Origin of the sequence: Flavobacterium sp. JP2137 (assembly GCF_050562195.1) — a bacterium.
Classification (GTDB): Bacteria; Bacteroidota; Bacteroidia; order Flavobacteriales; family Flavobacteriaceae; genus Flavobacterium.
The window spans coordinates 3581083-3595827 of the sequence record NZ_CP191647.1; the positions used below are offsets into that span (position 1 = coordinate 3581083).

The window sequence follows — 14745 nt, forward strand, 5'->3', positions numbered from 1 at the left end:
ACTACACGATCAGTCTAGGACGCTAGTGTTTCGAGGATGGAAATCGTCCATAACCTTGCGCAGATGCGCGCGGTTGACGTGTGTATAGATTTCGGTAGTCGTGATAGACTCATGCCCCAACATCAGCTGAATGGCCCGTATATCGGCTCCATTCTCCAACAGATGGGTAGCAAAGGAATGACGAAAGGTATGCGGACTGACATTTTTGCTCAATCCGGCCTTTAAGGCCAATCTCTTGACGATGGTAAATATCATCGCTCGGGTTAGCTGAGCGCCACGCCTATTGAGAAAGACGATGTCCGACGAGGCTTTTGAAACCGTTTGTCCACTGCGAATTTCGGCTATATACTGCTGTATATAGGCCATGGTTCCCGCACCTATAGGCACCAAGCGGTGTTTGGCTCCCTTGCCGATAATGCGAATAAATCCCTCGTCAAAAAACAAATCAGACAGGCGTAACTGCACCAATTCCGACACCCGCAATCCACAGCTGTATAGGGTTTCCACTATGGTCCGATTGCGATAGCCCTCCTTTGAATTCCCGTCGATTTGCGCAACCAAAAGGTCGATTTCCTCGGTAGATAAAACCTCGGGCAAACTCCTTCCCAACTTGGGAATCTCGACCAAATCCATAGGCGACTGTTCGATGTATTTTTCCAACACCAAAAAACCAAAAAACCCCTTGAGTCCCGAAATGATTCGCGATTGCGTAGTGGGTGCAATCCAAGCGGAAATCGCATATAAGAATTGCTGTATATCCGCTTCATCCACCGCCGTAATGGACAACGTCATATCGTTGTCCCGCAAATAGCGAAACAGCTTTAAAACGTCTAACTCATAACTGACTAAGGTATTTTCCGACAAACCGCGCTCGAGCTTTAAATACCTCTTGTAAAGCGCGAGGTAAGAATCCCAGGATACTACTTGCTGTTGTTGCACGAACATGGCTTTTGTTTAGAAGGTTAAACCCCTGTAAATTTCAACTAAAAAAAACACTTAAACAAAAAAAAGACCCTCCGACAGGAGGGCCTTTTAAGGCAATTTATCCATTCTGTGATTAGAATTTGTAAGTCATACCAAATTTAGCGTTGTCAAAGAAGTTATTGAACACGTTTAAGTTGGATTCGGTATTGCTAATTGTCGCTTCTTTAGAACCGTCTACTTTTAAGTTGTAAGACTCATAAGCAAACACATCACCTAAATTAAAAGACAAAGCAATACTAGGCGTTACAAAGTAATTAAATCCAAGAGTCAAACCAGCTTTAACACCAGAAATCTCTGCTGAATATGAAGGTGTCATTGAATTTTCCATGGTATTCCCCTTGAATTGGTTAAAGCCAATTCCCACTTCAGTATACGTTGTAAAACGGTTACCCAATTGCAAGAAGTTATAACGACCAAAAACGCCAGCATAAGTGTTTTTCACGTGATCTCCAGCAAAGAAATCGCTGTTCAATCCGTATCTATCCTCAAAAACTTCGTCTAAAGTACTGTTTTTACCAAAGGCTGCAGAAACCCCTACAGCTACTTTATCACTCAACATATAACCGATTTTCGGGTTTACGTTAAAAGACGTTACATTCACTTTATCCCCTACTTCTGGTTTAAATGTCGTTGATTTAATTCCGAAGCTTCCTTCTAAGAACACATCTGATTGTTTAAAACCATAAACTGATTTTTCTTGAGCTTGCGCAGCAAATCCGAATGCGAATACTGCAGCTACTGAGAGTACAATTTTTTTCATGATAGTTATTTTGAATTATTAACAAGACAAATTTAGCTATCTTGCAGGAGTAAAAATGATTTTTTTACTTAAAAATAACATTTAGGCAACACAAAAGTCCGTATTTTTACATTAACATATTATCAAACAATATCTTATATAATTAATTTATACTCTTAAAAAACCGTTAAAATGATTAAAAAAACAGTTTTATTTATACTAATATTACTTAGTGGATGGGGAACAACAGCACAAATCCTAAGCTTTGGACTTAAAGGAGGCGTGAACTACGCCAATTTCACGGGAAAAAGCGTTTCCTCCGATGCGATTACCAGTTTTCACTTTGGCGCGACCGCCGAATTGCGACTGACAGAAAAGCTTGCCTTACAACCCGAATTACTGTATTCGACTGTAGGGGCGAATTATCAAAACACCGTTGGCGACATCACGCGAGAGATCAAGAGTAAGCTGGGCTATATCGCCATACCCGTACTGGCCAAAATAAACCTCAATCGCAGCATTACCCTAGAGGCGGGTCCTCAGTTTTCATTTTTGATGAGCAAAAAAAACGAATTCAAACCCGGCGATACCAATTCGTACGAAACGGCCATCATTGCCGGTTTGGGTCTAAAGCTAACTCAAAGCGTTTTTATACAGGCCCGCTATGGCTTTGGACTGACTAAAATTGCCGAAGACAGCAACGTTAAAAATGCCGTTGGACAAATATCCCTAGGGTTTTTATTGTAAAAACATCCCCTACTATCGCGATTATTAAAAAACATTATAATATATTAGTCGTGCATTTTAACCCCATTACCTAAACACAAGATGAGAATACTAATTCTGAACGGTCCCAATTTAAATTTACTGGGAACTAGAGAACCTCATATTTACGGCGCACTGAGTTTTGAAGTCTACTTGGAGCAGTTAAAAGCAACCTATCCACAAATTGCGTTCACTTACTTTCAAAGCAATGTAGAAGGCGAATTGATCAACAAATTACACGAATGCGGATTCGAATACGACGGCATAGTTTTCAATGCCGCAGCCTATACCCATACTTCCATAGCCTTAGCCGATGCGATTAGCGCCATCCGCACTGCAGTTGTTGAAGTACACATTTCCAATACCCATGCTCGTGAGGACTTTCGACAGCATTCCTATATTTCCCCCGTTTGCAAGGGGGTGATAAGTGGCTTTGGACTGCAAGGCTACCAATTGGCCATCGCCTCATTTCTAACTCCCCGATAATCTTAATATGAGAAAAATACTCCCCATATTTCTCTTCTTATTCTCCGTATACAGTTACGCACAAATAAAAGGAAAGGTCACTTCAATCGACGGAAGTCCCCTAGACGAGGTTTCGGTGTATTTTGAAGACACCACTATAGGCACTTCGACCAATGAAGAGGGACGCTATGAACTCCACAATCCAAAAAACGGCGTTTATCAACTCGTATTTCAATCCTTGGGATTCCAATCCAAAACGATAACCGTAACAATTAGCCGACAAGTTCAAAAAGTAAACATACAGTTGATGCCCGAAGAGAGCCAACTGCCCGAGATTAAGGTAAGTCGCAAACCCCTGATCGACCCGGCGGTGCGCATCATGAAATTGGCCAGTAAAAACCGAACGGCCAATGCCAACGGCATGAAAAAACACACCTTGGACTTTTATTCCAAAGGCTTTATTCGCCTCAATACCGATCGAGAAAAGTATTTGGGTCAGAAAATAAAGGATATCGATCCGGAATTGGTTTCGGATTCCCTCAAGCGCAACTTGATTTACCTGTCCGAAACCGTATCGAAAATCTCCGTTGAAAAGCCCCATCAGATGAAGGAGGAAATCATCGCCTCCAAGGTAAGCGGAAACAACAAAGGCTTTTCGTTTAACTCGGCGATTACCGTGAACTTCGATTTTTACAAAAGCGACCCCAACCCTTTAATCCGGTTGATTTCGCCCTTGTCTCCCACGGCCTCGAGTTATTACAATTTCATACTGGAAAGCAGTTTTAAAGACGCCAACGACCATTTGATCTACAAGATTGCGGCCAGCCCCAAACGAACGAGTGAGCCGGTGATAGACGGTTATATATACATTGTTGATCAATCCTGGGCCATTTACGCCGTAGACGCCAAAATAAGCGGCAGCAGCATCAACTACCCCATGGTAGAGACCTTTGAACTGCAACAAAGCTTTATCTTTAACGAAAGCGCAAACAACTGGACAAAAAACATACAGTCGCTAAACTTTAAGGGGAAAATTCTCGTTTTTGACTTTTCGAGTAAATTCAGCTATGTCTATTCCAACTATCGCGAAGTAGACACCTTTCCCAATCGCACCTTCAATCGGGAATTGATACACTTCGCCCAAGATTCCAACAAAAGAGATCCGCAGTATTGGGAATCCATACGGCCCATCCCCTTAACACTAGACGAAAAACACAACTACGAATACAAGGAAAGCCTGCTAGAAGCCAAGAGTACTAAAGTATACTTGGACTCAATCGACCGCGTAAACAATCGATTTACGCTGTTTAAACTCATCAAGGGCTACGAGCATAAAAACTCGTTTAACAGCACCAAATGGTCGTACCGGGGACTGTTATCTACTTTCGCCTTTAATGCCGTACAAGGCTTTAATGTGACCACAGGAGTAGCCTACAGCAAGGAGGCGAATGATGCGGCAAAAACCGAAGTCGGCGTATTGCTCAATTACGGCATCGCGGAAAACAAACCCCGATTCTCGGCCTACGCCTCGCATCTATTCAACAAGATCGACTACAACAAAATCAATTTTTCGGGCGGGATGACAGTCGAGCAGTTTGGACAAGACCAAGCGCCGATTAAAAACCTGATCAACTCCATCGGTTCGTCCTGGTTTGGAGAGAACTTCGCGCGATTTTACCAAAAGGATTTCGTCAAATTCGAATACGAACAATACGCCTTTACCGGTTTAAGAATGACGGGGTCCTTGGAATACGCAAACCGCAAACCGCTTTTCAACAATATGAAACGCTCCCCTTTTATCAAAGACAAAGTCTTTGAATCCAATAACCCGATCGACGGAGCGGATTTTGTAAATCCGGGTTTTGACGAAAACAACATCTTAAAAATGAAACTGGGTATCGACATTGTATTTGACAAAAAAGTAGTCAGCTACCCCAATAAAAAAATCTACATCCCGAGTTCGGACTACCCGATGCTGTCTCTAAACTACGAAAAGGGCTTTTCGTCGAGCTTGTCCAAATACAATTTTGACTTTTTATCGGCTTCTACCAAATACAACCGCTCGTTGTTGAATTACGGGAAACTATCGCTGGGATTGGATGCCGGTAAGTTTTTCGACGGCAATGAACTGGCCTTTATGGACTACAAACACTTCAATGCCAACCAGAGCTTTGTAGGCTCCAACACGACTTACGACAACCAATTTAACCTCTTGCCCTACTACAGTCACAGCACGAATTCATCGTATTTTCAAGCCCATATTGAGCACGATTTCAAGGGATATATATTAAATAAGATTCCGTTGTTAAACCAACTGCGTTATTCCATCGTAGTGGGTTCACATCAATTGTATATACCCGGCGAAAAACCCTATCACGAATGGAGCATCGGTTTGAATAATTTTGGCTTTGGCAACTTCAGATTCTTTAGAATTGATTACTTCCGCGCTTATCAAGGCAGTTTTAAAGATCAGGGAATCGTGGTGGGAATCAAGTTCTTAGACTTGATTCAAAAATAAGCGAAAACACCCCGTATTGCTCTCACTAATTCTTTAGATACTTTCTTAAAATCATAAAAAGTTTTCTTTGTTTTAAAAAAATCACCAAAAACAATACATTGTTTGCTTAAAACAATTATTTACTACACATTAACATATAAAAAATCCTTATTTAACACTTATTAGTAAATAAAATTTATTATTTTTACTCCAGATGAAATACGGACAAGAAAGTGATGAGCCGCGTGAAGGGTCCGGGTCAGACTACGCCCTTTCTCCAATGAATTCGAGCTATAGCGGCGATTGGAGGTTTTTTTAAAGAAAGCAGCTGCAAGGCGAACACAACATTTAACATAACTTTCATCCGTTGCCAAAACGATTAAAATCAAAAAACTGACATATTTAACAAAATAAAAAACAAAATCTAGCAAAAAAATTAAAACAAATCCAGAATATTGCTTTTTTTTTAAAAAACATTTACCTAGATTTGAATTCCAAAATAAACTTTAACTAAATTTTTACAACATGAAAAAAACTATCTTTTCTTTAATGGCATTTGCCGCTTTTACCAGTGCTACTTACGCACAAACTCCAGACATTAAAATCGGAGCCAAAGCAGGGGTTAACTTTGCAAATGTTACCGATGGCGATATGAAAACCGGCTTCCACGTAGGTGGTTTGGTAGAGATATTCATCAATGAAAAATTCTCTGTACAACCCGAGCTTTTATACTCTACTCAGGGTTCAAAAACGAGCAGCAGTTACTCTGTGAATATGCCATCGATTCCAGGTTTTCCAAGTATCGGAGGGAACTTTGATTCGAAAAGCGAATTAAAACTGGACTATATCAATGTGCCGATCATGGCTAAATACTATGTAATAGAAGGATTGAGTGTTCAAGCTGGACCGCAAATCGGTTTCTTGATCAAAGGAGAAATGAGTGGAAGTGGTTCTAGTTCATCTGACATAATTCCAGGAACCTCAAGTTCTTTAGAAGTGGACGGAAATATCAAAAGTCAATTGAACTCAGTTGATTTTGGTCTTAATTTTGGTGTTGGTTATGAACTTCCAATGGGTGTTTTTGCCGATGCAAGATACAATCTAGGTCTAAATAAGGTACCTAAAGAGAAAGAATTAGGAGATTATAAAAACTCCGTGATTCAAATATCTGTAGGATATAAATTCTAAGCGTTTTATAAAAAACCTAAAAATGCGTACTATACTTATAGTGCGCATTTTTTTTTACCATTCCGAACGGCTACTCCCGGCATAAAAAAAGGCCGCTCCCTAAAGAAACAGCCTATATGCAACTATTATTTTACTATACCCGTTCGATACGCGCTCCTAAAGCCCGAAGTCGTTCGTCTATGCGTTCATAACCGCGATCGATTTGATCGATGTTTTGAATCACGCTCGTTCCCTTGGCAGACAGCGCTGCTATCAACAGGGAAATCCCCGCTCTAATATCGGGAGACGACATTTTTGTCGCCTTGAGTTGCGACTTAAAATCGTGTCCGATAATCACTGCGCGGTGCGGATCGCACAATATAATTTTAGCCCCCATATCGATGAGTTTATCGACAAAAAACAAGCGGCTTTCAAACATTTTCTGATGCAGTAAAATTTCCCCTCTCGCCTGAGTGGCTACCACCAAAATAACGCTCAGCAAATCGGGAGTCAATCCCGGCCAAGGCGCGTCGGAAACCGTCAATATGGAACCGTCTATAAAATTTTGAATTTCGTAACCATCGGTATGTGCGGGTATATAGATATCATCGCCTCTGCGCTCTAGGGTAATCCCCAACTTTCTAAACGAAGAGGGTATCACGCCCAAATATTCCCAACCCACATTCTTAATGGTGATTTCGCTTTTGGTCATCGCAGCCAGACCTATCCAAGAACCGATTTCAATCATGTCTGGCAAAATCGCATGTGTACATCCCTTTAGAGAGCGAACACCTTCGATTTCCAACAGATTGGAACCCACTCCTGTAATCTTTGCCCCCATACGCATCAGCATCTTACACAATTGCTGAATATAAGGCTCACAAGCGGCATTGTAAATCGTTGTTTTTCCCGTAGCCATCACCGCAGCCATCAATATATTGGCCGTACCCGTTACCGAGGCCTCGTCCAACAGCATATACGTCCCGATGAGTTCATCGGCCTCTACCCCATAAAAATGTTCTTCTTTGTTGTAGCGAAACTTGGCACCCAAACTGATAAAACCCTCAAAATGCGTATCCAAACGGCGACGTCCAATCTTGTCCCCTCCTGGCTTTGGAATAAACCCCTTGCCAAAACGAGCCAACAAAGGCCCCACCAACATAATCGATCCACGCAAAGCCTTTCCCTCTTCTTTAAAATCTTCGGATTCCAAATACACCAAATTCAATTCATCCGCCTGAAAAGACATGGTATTCGCAGCCAATGACTCTATTTTTACTCCTAATTTTTTCAGCAAACTAATCAGTTTATTGATGTCGATGATATCCGGTATGTTGGATATCACTACTTTCTCAGGCGTTAATAGTACCGCACATAAAATTTGCAGCGCTTCATTTTTTGCTCCTTGGGGTATGACTTCTCCATGTAAAGAGATTCCTCCTTCAATTTCAAATGTACTCATGCGATCGTTTTTAAGCTTTTTTGGTTTTATTTACAGGGTTGTTGCTCTTGACAAACTTGGGTTTCGGTTTTGTAGGGGTATTGGTATGCACTGTTTTATTGGATTGCTTTTTATTGACGCGAATCAAATCAGAAGTTGTCGACAACTCCTCTGCCGTTTTGAGCAAATTGATCTTCCCCTTAGACAACTCCAAGAGATGTTCAAAAATCACTTCATCCTTTACGGTGTCTTTATTCCAACTGAGGTAACTCTTTTTCATGTGGTTGGCAATAACCATAATCAAGGCGTCTTTCATCTCTCCGTCGTCCCACTTGTTGGCCTCATCTATCATGTATTTGATGTTGTTGCCATAAAAGCGGTATTTGGGAAAATTCTGCGGATAATCCAGGTGTTCCGGTTTGGTGGTAACCGTTTCCTTACTCGCTACCGGATACGGGGAATCGACGTCCAAACGAAAGTCCGACATCATAAACAACTGATCCCATAGCTTGTGCTGAAAGTCCGGCACATCGCGCAAATGCGGATTTAAGTTCCCCATAATAGCAATCACGTAATGCGCTGCTTTATTGCGTTCTTCTCGGCTTTCAATTTTGACCACATGGTCGATTAATTTCTGTAAATGGCGTCCGTATTCTGGAATCAACAAATGATTTCTTTCTGCATTGTATTCCAATTCGGCTACGGCAGCTTGAGAGTTAAATTTCATTCTAAAATTATTTTTAAGAAAATATTGATAGATTTTATATAAAGAAAAGTTCTTTCGAAAGTCTAGAATATAGCTCGAAGTAACCGCTCAAGAAATCTATTTAATGTTAAGATTTTATAAGGAGAGAATTCCTTCAATCGAAGACAATTCGACATATTTATCCACCACAAATTGCGGACTGGTCATCACCACTCTAATAGAAACACTGGTAAACTTACCTGTACTGGATTCCTTAGTTAGTATAATTGCCGATTGGCCATCAAAAGAAGCTTCAATAGTTGCGATTTTTTCTGAACTTGAAGGCACAATAAATTTAAACAAGTACTCTGAAGGCCAACTGGTATCTTTCTCCAATTCGTCTTTCAGCCTTATGTAGAACTCTTCTGTATTAGTATCCATAGTTATTATATTAGGCAAATATACGCATATATAATTAAAGATATAAAAAATCACTAATTGAAAAACAATTTTATCGTATAAACAATTTGTCGTAAATTTGCTCCTTATTTTCAAAATCGTGAGTAAAGAAATCATATTAATTATCGGCGGTCCCGGCTCGGGAAAAACAACCCTTATCAACGGATTGTCCGAGAAGGGATACATCTGCTATCCCGAAATTTCGAGAGAAGTTACCTTAGAAGCACAGCAGCAGGGAATCGATCAGTTATTTCTGACCGAGCCGCTGTTGTTTAGTCAAATGCTACTCGACGGACGCATCAAACAGTTTGAAAACGCCTCCTTGGAGGCCGACGAAATTGTCTTTATCGATCGCGGTATCCCCGATGTACTGGCTTATATGCACTATATCGGCGACAGCTATCCCACCGATTTTGACCTGGCCTGTAAAAAACACACCTACAACCGCATTTTCTTACTGCCTCCCTGGGAGAGCATCTACGAAAGTGATCAGGCGCGCTATGAGAACTTTGACCAGGCACAGCTCATTCACCACCACTTGGTCGAAACCTATGAGCGCTATGGTTACCAGCTCATAGAAGTACCTCGAGCTACGGTAGACGATCGCATCGATTTTATCATGAACAAGATATAACACCACTAGGGTTGCAATTATAAATTTTGCAACCCTTATTATTTTTAGTATTTTTATAACGAAAATCCCCACTAGTCTACTTCTGTATGCAACAAGCTCTTGACATTCTTAAAAAGTACTGGAAACACGACCGCTTTCGCCAACCCCAAGATGCAGCCATACAATCGATCTTGGCGAATAGAGATTCCTTTGTGCTTTTACCGACAGGTGGCGGCAAGAGTATTTGCTTTCAAATTCCGGCACTGATTAAACCCGGACTGTGCTTGGTGGTCTCTCCCCTAGTGGCGCTGATGGACGACCAAGTTCGAAACCTACGCGACAGAGGCATTAAGGCCGCAGCACTGATTGGCGGTATGCACACCGACGAACTGATCGCAACCCTGGACAATTGCGAATTCGGAGGCACCAAGTTGCTATACGTATCGCCAGAACGACTGCAACAAGACTGGGTGATTGAACGCATTAAGAAACTGCCCTTAAACAGCATTGCCATAGACGAAGCCCACTGCGTATCTCAATGGGGGCACGATTTTCGTCCGGCCTATTTAAAGCTCGCTGCCTTGAAAGACTTTTTTCCGAACATTCCCTTTATCGCACTCACCGCAACGGCCAATGAATTGGTACAAGAGGATATCTGCACGCATTTGGGGTTAAAAAACCCTGCGGTATTCAAAAAGAGTTTTCTGCGGGAGAATCTGATTTACGGGGTATATCAAGTGGAAAACAAGGCGCATACGCTGCAGAAAATCCTGCTAAAAAACCCATTTCCCTCCATCGTTTACGTGCGCAATAGAAAAGATTGTCTGGAGTTGTCCAACAAGCTAAACCAACTCGGCTTTTCGGCAACCTTTTTTCACGGCGGTATTTCGGCCTCAGAAAAGAAAAAGAGATTAAAACAATGGCTGGATGAAAAAACCTTGGTCATGGTGGCGACCAATGCCTTTGGAATGGGCATCGACAAGAGCAACGTCAAAACCGTCGTTCACTACCACTTTCCCGAAAACCTGGAAAGCTATTATCAAGAAGCGGGTCGTGCGGGTCGAAACGGCCAAAAGGCCTTTGCCAGCATATTGCTCGCACCCAGCGATATCGAAGCGACAAAAAAGCTGTTTAACCAGGCGCTTTTCGACAAGGAATACCTGAAATTGGTGTATAAAAAACTCAACAATTACTTTCAAATCGCCTATGGCGATGGCTTTAATACCCAACACGCTTTTAACCTGAATCGGTTTTGCCAGACCTATCAACTGCAGTCCAAGCAGACCTATAATGCCCTGCAATTTTTAGACCGACAGGGCGTGATTAACCTCTCGCAAGACTTTGGACAGCAATCCAAATTGCAGCTCTTGGGCAGCACCAGTGAATTGCTCGATTTCCTTTCGGTCAACGATCAAGAAGAGCAGCTGCTGCTGAGTATATTGAGAAATTATCCCGGCATTCACCAGCAGGAAATGAAGATCAACTTGGAGGAACTGGCCAAAAAAACCGAGCTCAGCACGGAAAAGATCGTTCAACACCTCGCGGATTGGACCAAAAAAGAACTCTGTTTGTTTGAAAACAGCACCAACGACATCAACCTGACTTTTAACGAGGCTCGGGAAGACGAAAAAACCCTCAACAGAACGTTTTACTACCTCAAACAACAGAACAAAACCAAGGAGAAACAATTTAAATCCATGTTATTTTACTTGGAAAACAAAGAGGTTTGCAAAAACAAAATACTGCTTCACTACTTTGACGAAGTACTGGCATCGGATTGCCAATCGTGTTCTACCTGCCTTTCGCGAACACCGCGAGAAAAAGCCGCTTCACAGCAGCGCGATTTGGCTCTAAAAATCACCGAACTGCTGCGCAGCGGAGATTTGTCGTCTCAAGAACTCGAGCAGCAGCTTAATGTCGACAGCGATTTACTGCTGGACACGCTAAATCTGTTGTTGGAGCAAAACAAAATAAAACCTACCCCAAATACTAAATACACCTATTTATCATGAACAAACTGAGAATCGTCTTTATGGGAACTCCGGACTTTGCCGTTGGAATTTTGCATACCCTATATACCGAAAACCACGAGATTGTCGGCGTGGTCACCGCTCCAGATCGTCCGGCGGGTCGGGGTCAGAAACTAAAACTCTCCGCCGTTAAGGAATACGCCTTATCCAAGGGAATCCCCATATTGCAGCCCACCAATTTAAAGTCGGAAGCTTTCCTGGAGGAACTCCGGGCTTTAGAGGCCAATTTACAAATTGTGGTCGCCTTTCGCATGTTGCCCGAAGCGGTATGGAAAATGCCGAGTTTGGGCACTTTCAACCTTCACGCTTCCCTTTTACCGGACTATAGAGGTGCCGCCCCTATCAATTGGGCCATCATCAACGGGGAAACCAAAACGGGGGTATCTACTTTTTTTATCGATGAAAAAATCGATACCGGAGCGATTATACTACAACGGGAAACCACCATATCCGCCAATGAAACTGCCGGCGAACTCCACGACCGCCTGATGCACTTGGGCAGCGAAGCCGTTTCTGCCACTTTAGCGCTGATTGCCTCCAATCGGGTACATCTTCAAACGCAGCCCGCAGAAGAGACCAAAACCGCCTATAAGCTCAACAAGGAAAACTGTAAAATCGACTGGCAAGAATCGATCGAGCGCATTCACAATTTGGTGCGCGGACTCAGTCCATATCCGGCAGCCTGGTGTTTCTTCGAAGACGGCGATAAGGAGTGGCCGGTAAAAGTGTTGGAAACCGAAATCGAAATCGAGGAACACGCACACCCCAACGGCAAGCTGATCTGCAGCAAAAAAGAAATGCGAGTAGCTGTGAACAAGGGGTATATAAAGATTAATAAATTGCAGTTTCCCGCTAAAAAACCCATGCTTACAGCCGATTTATTAAATGGCATACAATTGAGTTTAGATGCTCGTGTTAAATAAAACTTTAGTATATTTACATTAAATCTCAATCTCGCAAGCCTTTTTATGAACATTGAGAAAAAGTTATCAACAATTTGCAATAAAATATTTGAAAATACTTGCGTAGTAATGGAATACGTATAAATTTGTGTAGGATAAGTTAAAATTAACCTTTTAAAAAAATTATTATGAACAAAACAGAATTAATTGATGCAATAGCAGAAGACGCAGGAATCACTAAAGCAGCTGCAAAAAAAGCTTTAGAGTCTTTCTTATCTAATGTTGAAAACACATTGAAAAAAGGGGATAAAGTTTCTTTAGTTGGTTTTGGATCTTGGTCTATATCCGATAGAGCCGCAAGAGACGGAAGAAATCCACAAACGGGAAATACGATTAAAATTGCTGCCAAAAAAGTAGTAAAATTCAAGGCAGGTTCAGAACTTGAAAATTCTGTAAACGGAAAAAAATAATTTTTACTTAAAAAATTTTGAAGCCCTACTTTCAGTGGGGCTTTTTTTTTATCTCCAAATACCGGTATTTCGATTTCTTTTTAGTAACTTTAGAATATAACATTTGCCTTGATGAAGACCCAAATCCCCCGTACCGGCTCCATACTGATTTCGTTTCCGACCAGCAATACCGGAGACAGGCTTTTTTCCCGTTCGGTTATCTTACTTGCGGAATGCAATTCCAAGGGAAGCGTTGGCTTTATACTCAACAAGCCCTTGGGCATAGCGATAAGCGATTTGATTCCCTATATAGAAACCGACTTGCAAATTTACAGGGGCGGCCCCGTAGAATCGGATAAAGTATTCTTTATCCACAATGTGCCGCACTTGATACACGACAGCAGTCCGATTACGGAAAATTTGTTTTGGGGTGGTGATTTTGACGAATTGGTCAGCCTGCTCAACCAAGGTCTGATCGACGACAGCAACGTGGCCTTTTACCTGGGCTATAGCGGATGGGACTGCGACCAGCTCAACAACGAAATCGAAGACGACTATTGGATCGTGGACAACCGTCCCTTTCCCTCCTATCGCCTCAATCAGCTCCAACCGGAATTTTGGAGAAAACACCTCTTGGAGCTGGATGACAAATACGCTATTTGGGCCAATGCCGCTGAAAATCCGGAATTAAATTAAGAAAATCGAATTTTAGCATTGAGTTTTTTCAACAGATCTCGACTGAAATCCGCGGTAAACGCCTTTTTTCTGTATTGGGTAACGGGTTGTATTCCCACGATGCAGTTCGACAAGAAAATCTCGTCGGCCTTTTGCAACTCAAAAGGAGATACAGCGGCTTCCACCAATTGGTAGCCTTCGGTTTTCTCGATCAGCTCGATGAGTTGTTTCCGCATGACGCCTTTGATACAGCCGTCGGATATAGGTGGCGTTTTAACCACCTTGTCCTTAACCACAAAGACATTCGCATTCAAGGCCTCCACGATATTTTTTTCGTCGTTTAGCAACAGGCAGTTGTCGTAACTGTTTTCAGAAGCAAAAATACTTCCGGTTATTTGAATCATGCGGTTGTTGGTTTTCAAAGTGGACAGCAAATGTTTGGTCACGTAAAAATCCTTGTACAGTTCAATTTCATACGGCCCCTCATTAAAGGGATACACCGCGTCTTTTAAAGGCGTAGCGGCAGCGATAAAGCGCGTTTTATTGGAAAGGGGTAAGTAGTAGCCTTCAGCGTCTCTAAACACGGTAAAACGCACTCTAAATGAAGCGGCGTTTTCGCCTAAGGCGGTTGTGGCAGCTAAGATCTGCTCTTCAAAAAATTCCATGGTAAAATTCATGGGAATCGCCATGCGAACCACGCGCATTGAAGCCATCAGCCGAAAGTAGTGATCTTCGAGAAAAAGCACTTTTTGATCCAGCACTTTAATGGTTTCAAAAATGGCATCCCCGTAAAGGAATGCCCTGTTGTTTTCTATGGTAATATTAGATTGCGATACAATCTGTCCGTTACTATTAATCATGATATTGTCTCCTA

At 42.0% G+C, this 14745-nt stretch carries 15 protein-coding genes; 9 read left to right on the forward strand and 6 right to left on the reverse strand.

Going from position 1 to position 14745, the window contains the following annotated elements; translation table 11 throughout:
* Nucleotides 1–9: 9 nt before the first annotated feature.
* Nucleotides 10–945, reverse strand: a complete 936-nt coding sequence (gene xerD / locus ACQZ43_RS15810; RefSeq protein ID WP_430613663.1) for a site-specific tyrosine recombinase XerD — start codon at nt 943–945, stop codon at nt 10–12.
* A 112-nt stretch (nt 946–1057) separates the two neighbouring features.
* Nucleotides 1058–1744, reverse strand: a complete 687-nt coding sequence (locus ACQZ43_RS15815; RefSeq protein ID WP_430613664.1) for a hypothetical protein — start codon at nt 1742–1744, stop codon at nt 1058–1060.
* A gap of 171 nt (nt 1745–1915) precedes the next feature.
* Here ACQZ43_RS15815 and ACQZ43_RS15820 point away from each other — a divergent pair, with 171 nt between their 5' ends.
* From ACQZ43_RS15820 to ACQZ43_RS15835, 4 genes are all read left to right on the forward strand, one after another.
* Entirely contained in the window at nt 1916–2470 is a 555-nt protein-coding gene (locus ACQZ43_RS15820; RefSeq protein WP_430613666.1) for a porin family protein, read from the forward strand.
* An 81-nt stretch (nt 2471–2551) separates the two neighbouring features.
* The gene (gene aroQ / locus ACQZ43_RS15825) at nt 2552–2974 is read left to right on the forward strand and encodes a type II 3-dehydroquinate dehydratase (RefSeq protein WP_430613667.1); all 423 of its coding nucleotides are present in this window, start codon (nt 2552–2554) and stop codon (nt 2972–2974) included.
* A gap of 7 nt (nt 2975–2981) precedes the next feature.
* Nucleotides 2982–5471, forward strand: coding sequence for a DUF5686 and carboxypeptidase regulatory-like domain-containing protein (locus ACQZ43_RS15830; protein ID WP_430613668.1), 2490 nt, complete (start codon nt 2982–2984; stop codon nt 5469–5471).
* A 504-nt stretch (nt 5472–5975) separates the two neighbouring features.
* A complete protein-coding gene (locus tag ACQZ43_RS15835; protein ID WP_430613670.1) occupies nt 5976–6638 on the forward strand; it encodes a porin family protein in 663 nt (220 codons plus the stop codon).
* A 133-nt stretch (nt 6639–6771) separates the two neighbouring features.
* Here the strand turns inward: ACQZ43_RS15835 and murA are convergent, their stop codons facing one another.
* From murA to ACQZ43_RS15850, 3 genes are all read right to left on the reverse strand, one after another.
* Nucleotides 6772–8079: a UDP-N-acetylglucosamine 1-carboxyvinyltransferase gene (gene murA / locus ACQZ43_RS15840; protein WP_430613671.1), complete on the reverse strand. Its 1308-nt coding sequence runs from the start codon at nt 8077–8079 to the stop codon at nt 6772–6774.
* A 10-nt stretch (nt 8080–8089) separates the two neighbouring features.
* Nucleotides 8090–8785 (reverse strand): DUF4290 domain-containing protein, encoded by a 696-nt coding sequence (locus ACQZ43_RS15845; RefSeq protein WP_430613672.1) that lies wholly within the window; start codon nt 8783–8785, stop codon nt 8090–8092.
* A 114-nt stretch (nt 8786–8899) separates the two neighbouring features.
* On the reverse strand, nt 8900–9184 hold the full coding sequence (locus ACQZ43_RS15850) for a DUF493 family protein (protein WP_430613673.1): 285 nt from the start codon (nt 9182–9184) through the stop codon (nt 8900–8902).
* Between the two features lie 118 nt (nt 9185–9302).
* On the opposite strand from ACQZ43_RS15850, the gene ACQZ43_RS15855 reads away from it, so the two are divergent.
* From ACQZ43_RS15855 to ACQZ43_RS15875, 5 genes are all read left to right on the forward strand, one after another.
* Nucleotides 9303–9836 (forward strand): AAA family ATPase, encoded by a 534-nt coding sequence (locus tag ACQZ43_RS15855; protein WP_430613674.1) that lies wholly within the window; start codon nt 9303–9305, stop codon nt 9834–9836.
* Between the two features lie 86 nt (nt 9837–9922).
* A complete protein-coding gene (locus ACQZ43_RS15860; protein WP_430613675.1) occupies nt 9923–11827 on the forward strand; it encodes a RecQ family ATP-dependent DNA helicase in 1905 nt (634 codons plus the stop codon).
* On the forward strand, nt 11824–12768 hold the full coding sequence (fmt, locus tag ACQZ43_RS15865; protein WP_430613676.1) for a methionyl-tRNA formyltransferase: 945 nt from the start codon (nt 11824–11826) through the stop codon (nt 12766–12768). The genes ACQZ43_RS15860 and fmt overlap by 4 nt, the downstream gene beginning before the upstream one ends.
* Before the next feature lie 167 nt (nt 12769–12935).
* Nucleotides 12936–13217 carry an HU family DNA-binding protein gene (locus ACQZ43_RS15870; protein ID WP_219293381.1) on the forward strand — a complete coding sequence of 94 codons (282 nt, stop codon included), beginning with the start codon at nt 12936–12938 and terminating at the stop codon, nt 13215–13217.
* 111 nt (nt 13218–13328) lie between these two features.
* Nucleotides 13329–13892, forward strand: coding sequence for a YqgE/AlgH family protein (locus tag ACQZ43_RS15875; RefSeq protein WP_430613677.1), 564 nt, complete (start codon nt 13329–13331; stop codon nt 13890–13892).
* Here the strand turns inward: ACQZ43_RS15875 and ACQZ43_RS15880 are convergent.
* Nucleotides 13889–14731, reverse strand: a complete 843-nt coding sequence (locus tag ACQZ43_RS15880) for an aminotransferase class IV (RefSeq protein ID WP_430613678.1) — start codon at nt 14729–14731, stop codon at nt 13889–13891. The two genes, ACQZ43_RS15875 and ACQZ43_RS15880, sit on opposite strands and share 4 nt — an antisense overlap.
* Nucleotides 14732–14745: the final 14 nt, after the last annotated feature.

Bases quoted from the DNA above. Each gene is read 5' to 3' on its own strand.
- xerD (WP_430613663.1), bottom strand. From the start codon at position 945: ATGTTCGTGCAACAACAGCAAGTAGTATCCTGGGATTCTTACCTCGCG.
- ACQZ43_RS15815 (WP_430613664.1), bottom strand. From the start codon at position 1,744: ATGAAAAAAATTGTACTCTCAGTAGCTGCAGTATTCGCATTCGGATTT.
- ACQZ43_RS15820 (WP_430613666.1), top strand. From the start codon at position 1,916: ATGATTAAAAAAACAGTTTTATTTATACTAATATTACTTAGTGGATGG.
- aroQ (WP_430613667.1), top strand. From the start codon at position 2,552: ATGAGAATACTAATTCTGAACGGTCCCAATTTAAATTTACTGGGAACT.
- ACQZ43_RS15830 (WP_430613668.1), top strand. From the start codon at position 2,982: ATGAGAAAAATACTCCCCATATTTCTCTTCTTATTCTCCGTATACAGT.
- ACQZ43_RS15835 (WP_430613670.1), top strand. From the start codon at position 5,976: ATGAAAAAAACTATCTTTTCTTTAATGGCATTTGCCGCTTTTACCAGT.
- murA (WP_430613671.1), bottom strand. From the start codon at position 8,079: ATGAGTACATTTGAAATTGAAGGAGGAATCTCTTTACATGGAGAAGTC.
- ACQZ43_RS15845 (WP_430613672.1), bottom strand. From the start codon at position 8,785: ATGAAATTTAACTCTCAAGCTGCCGTAGCCGAATTGGAATACAATGCA.
- ACQZ43_RS15850 (WP_430613673.1), bottom strand. From the start codon at position 9,184: ATGGATACTAATACAGAAGAGTTCTACATAAGGCTGAAAGACGAATTG.
- ACQZ43_RS15860 (WP_430613675.1), top strand. From the start codon at position 9,923: ATGCAACAAGCTCTTGACATTCTTAAAAAGTACTGGAAACACGACCGC.
- fmt (WP_430613676.1), top strand. From the start codon at position 11,824: ATGAACAAACTGAGAATCGTCTTTATGGGAACTCCGGACTTTGCCGTT.
- ACQZ43_RS15870 (WP_219293381.1), top strand. From the start codon at position 12,936: ATGAACAAAACAGAATTAATTGATGCAATAGCAGAAGACGCAGGAATC.
- ACQZ43_RS15875 (WP_430613677.1), top strand. From the start codon at position 13,329: ATGAAGACCCAAATCCCCCGTACCGGCTCCATACTGATTTCGTTTCCG.
- ACQZ43_RS15880 (WP_430613678.1), bottom strand. From the start codon at position 14,731: ATGATTAATAGTAACGGACAGATTGTATCGCAATCTAATATTACCATA.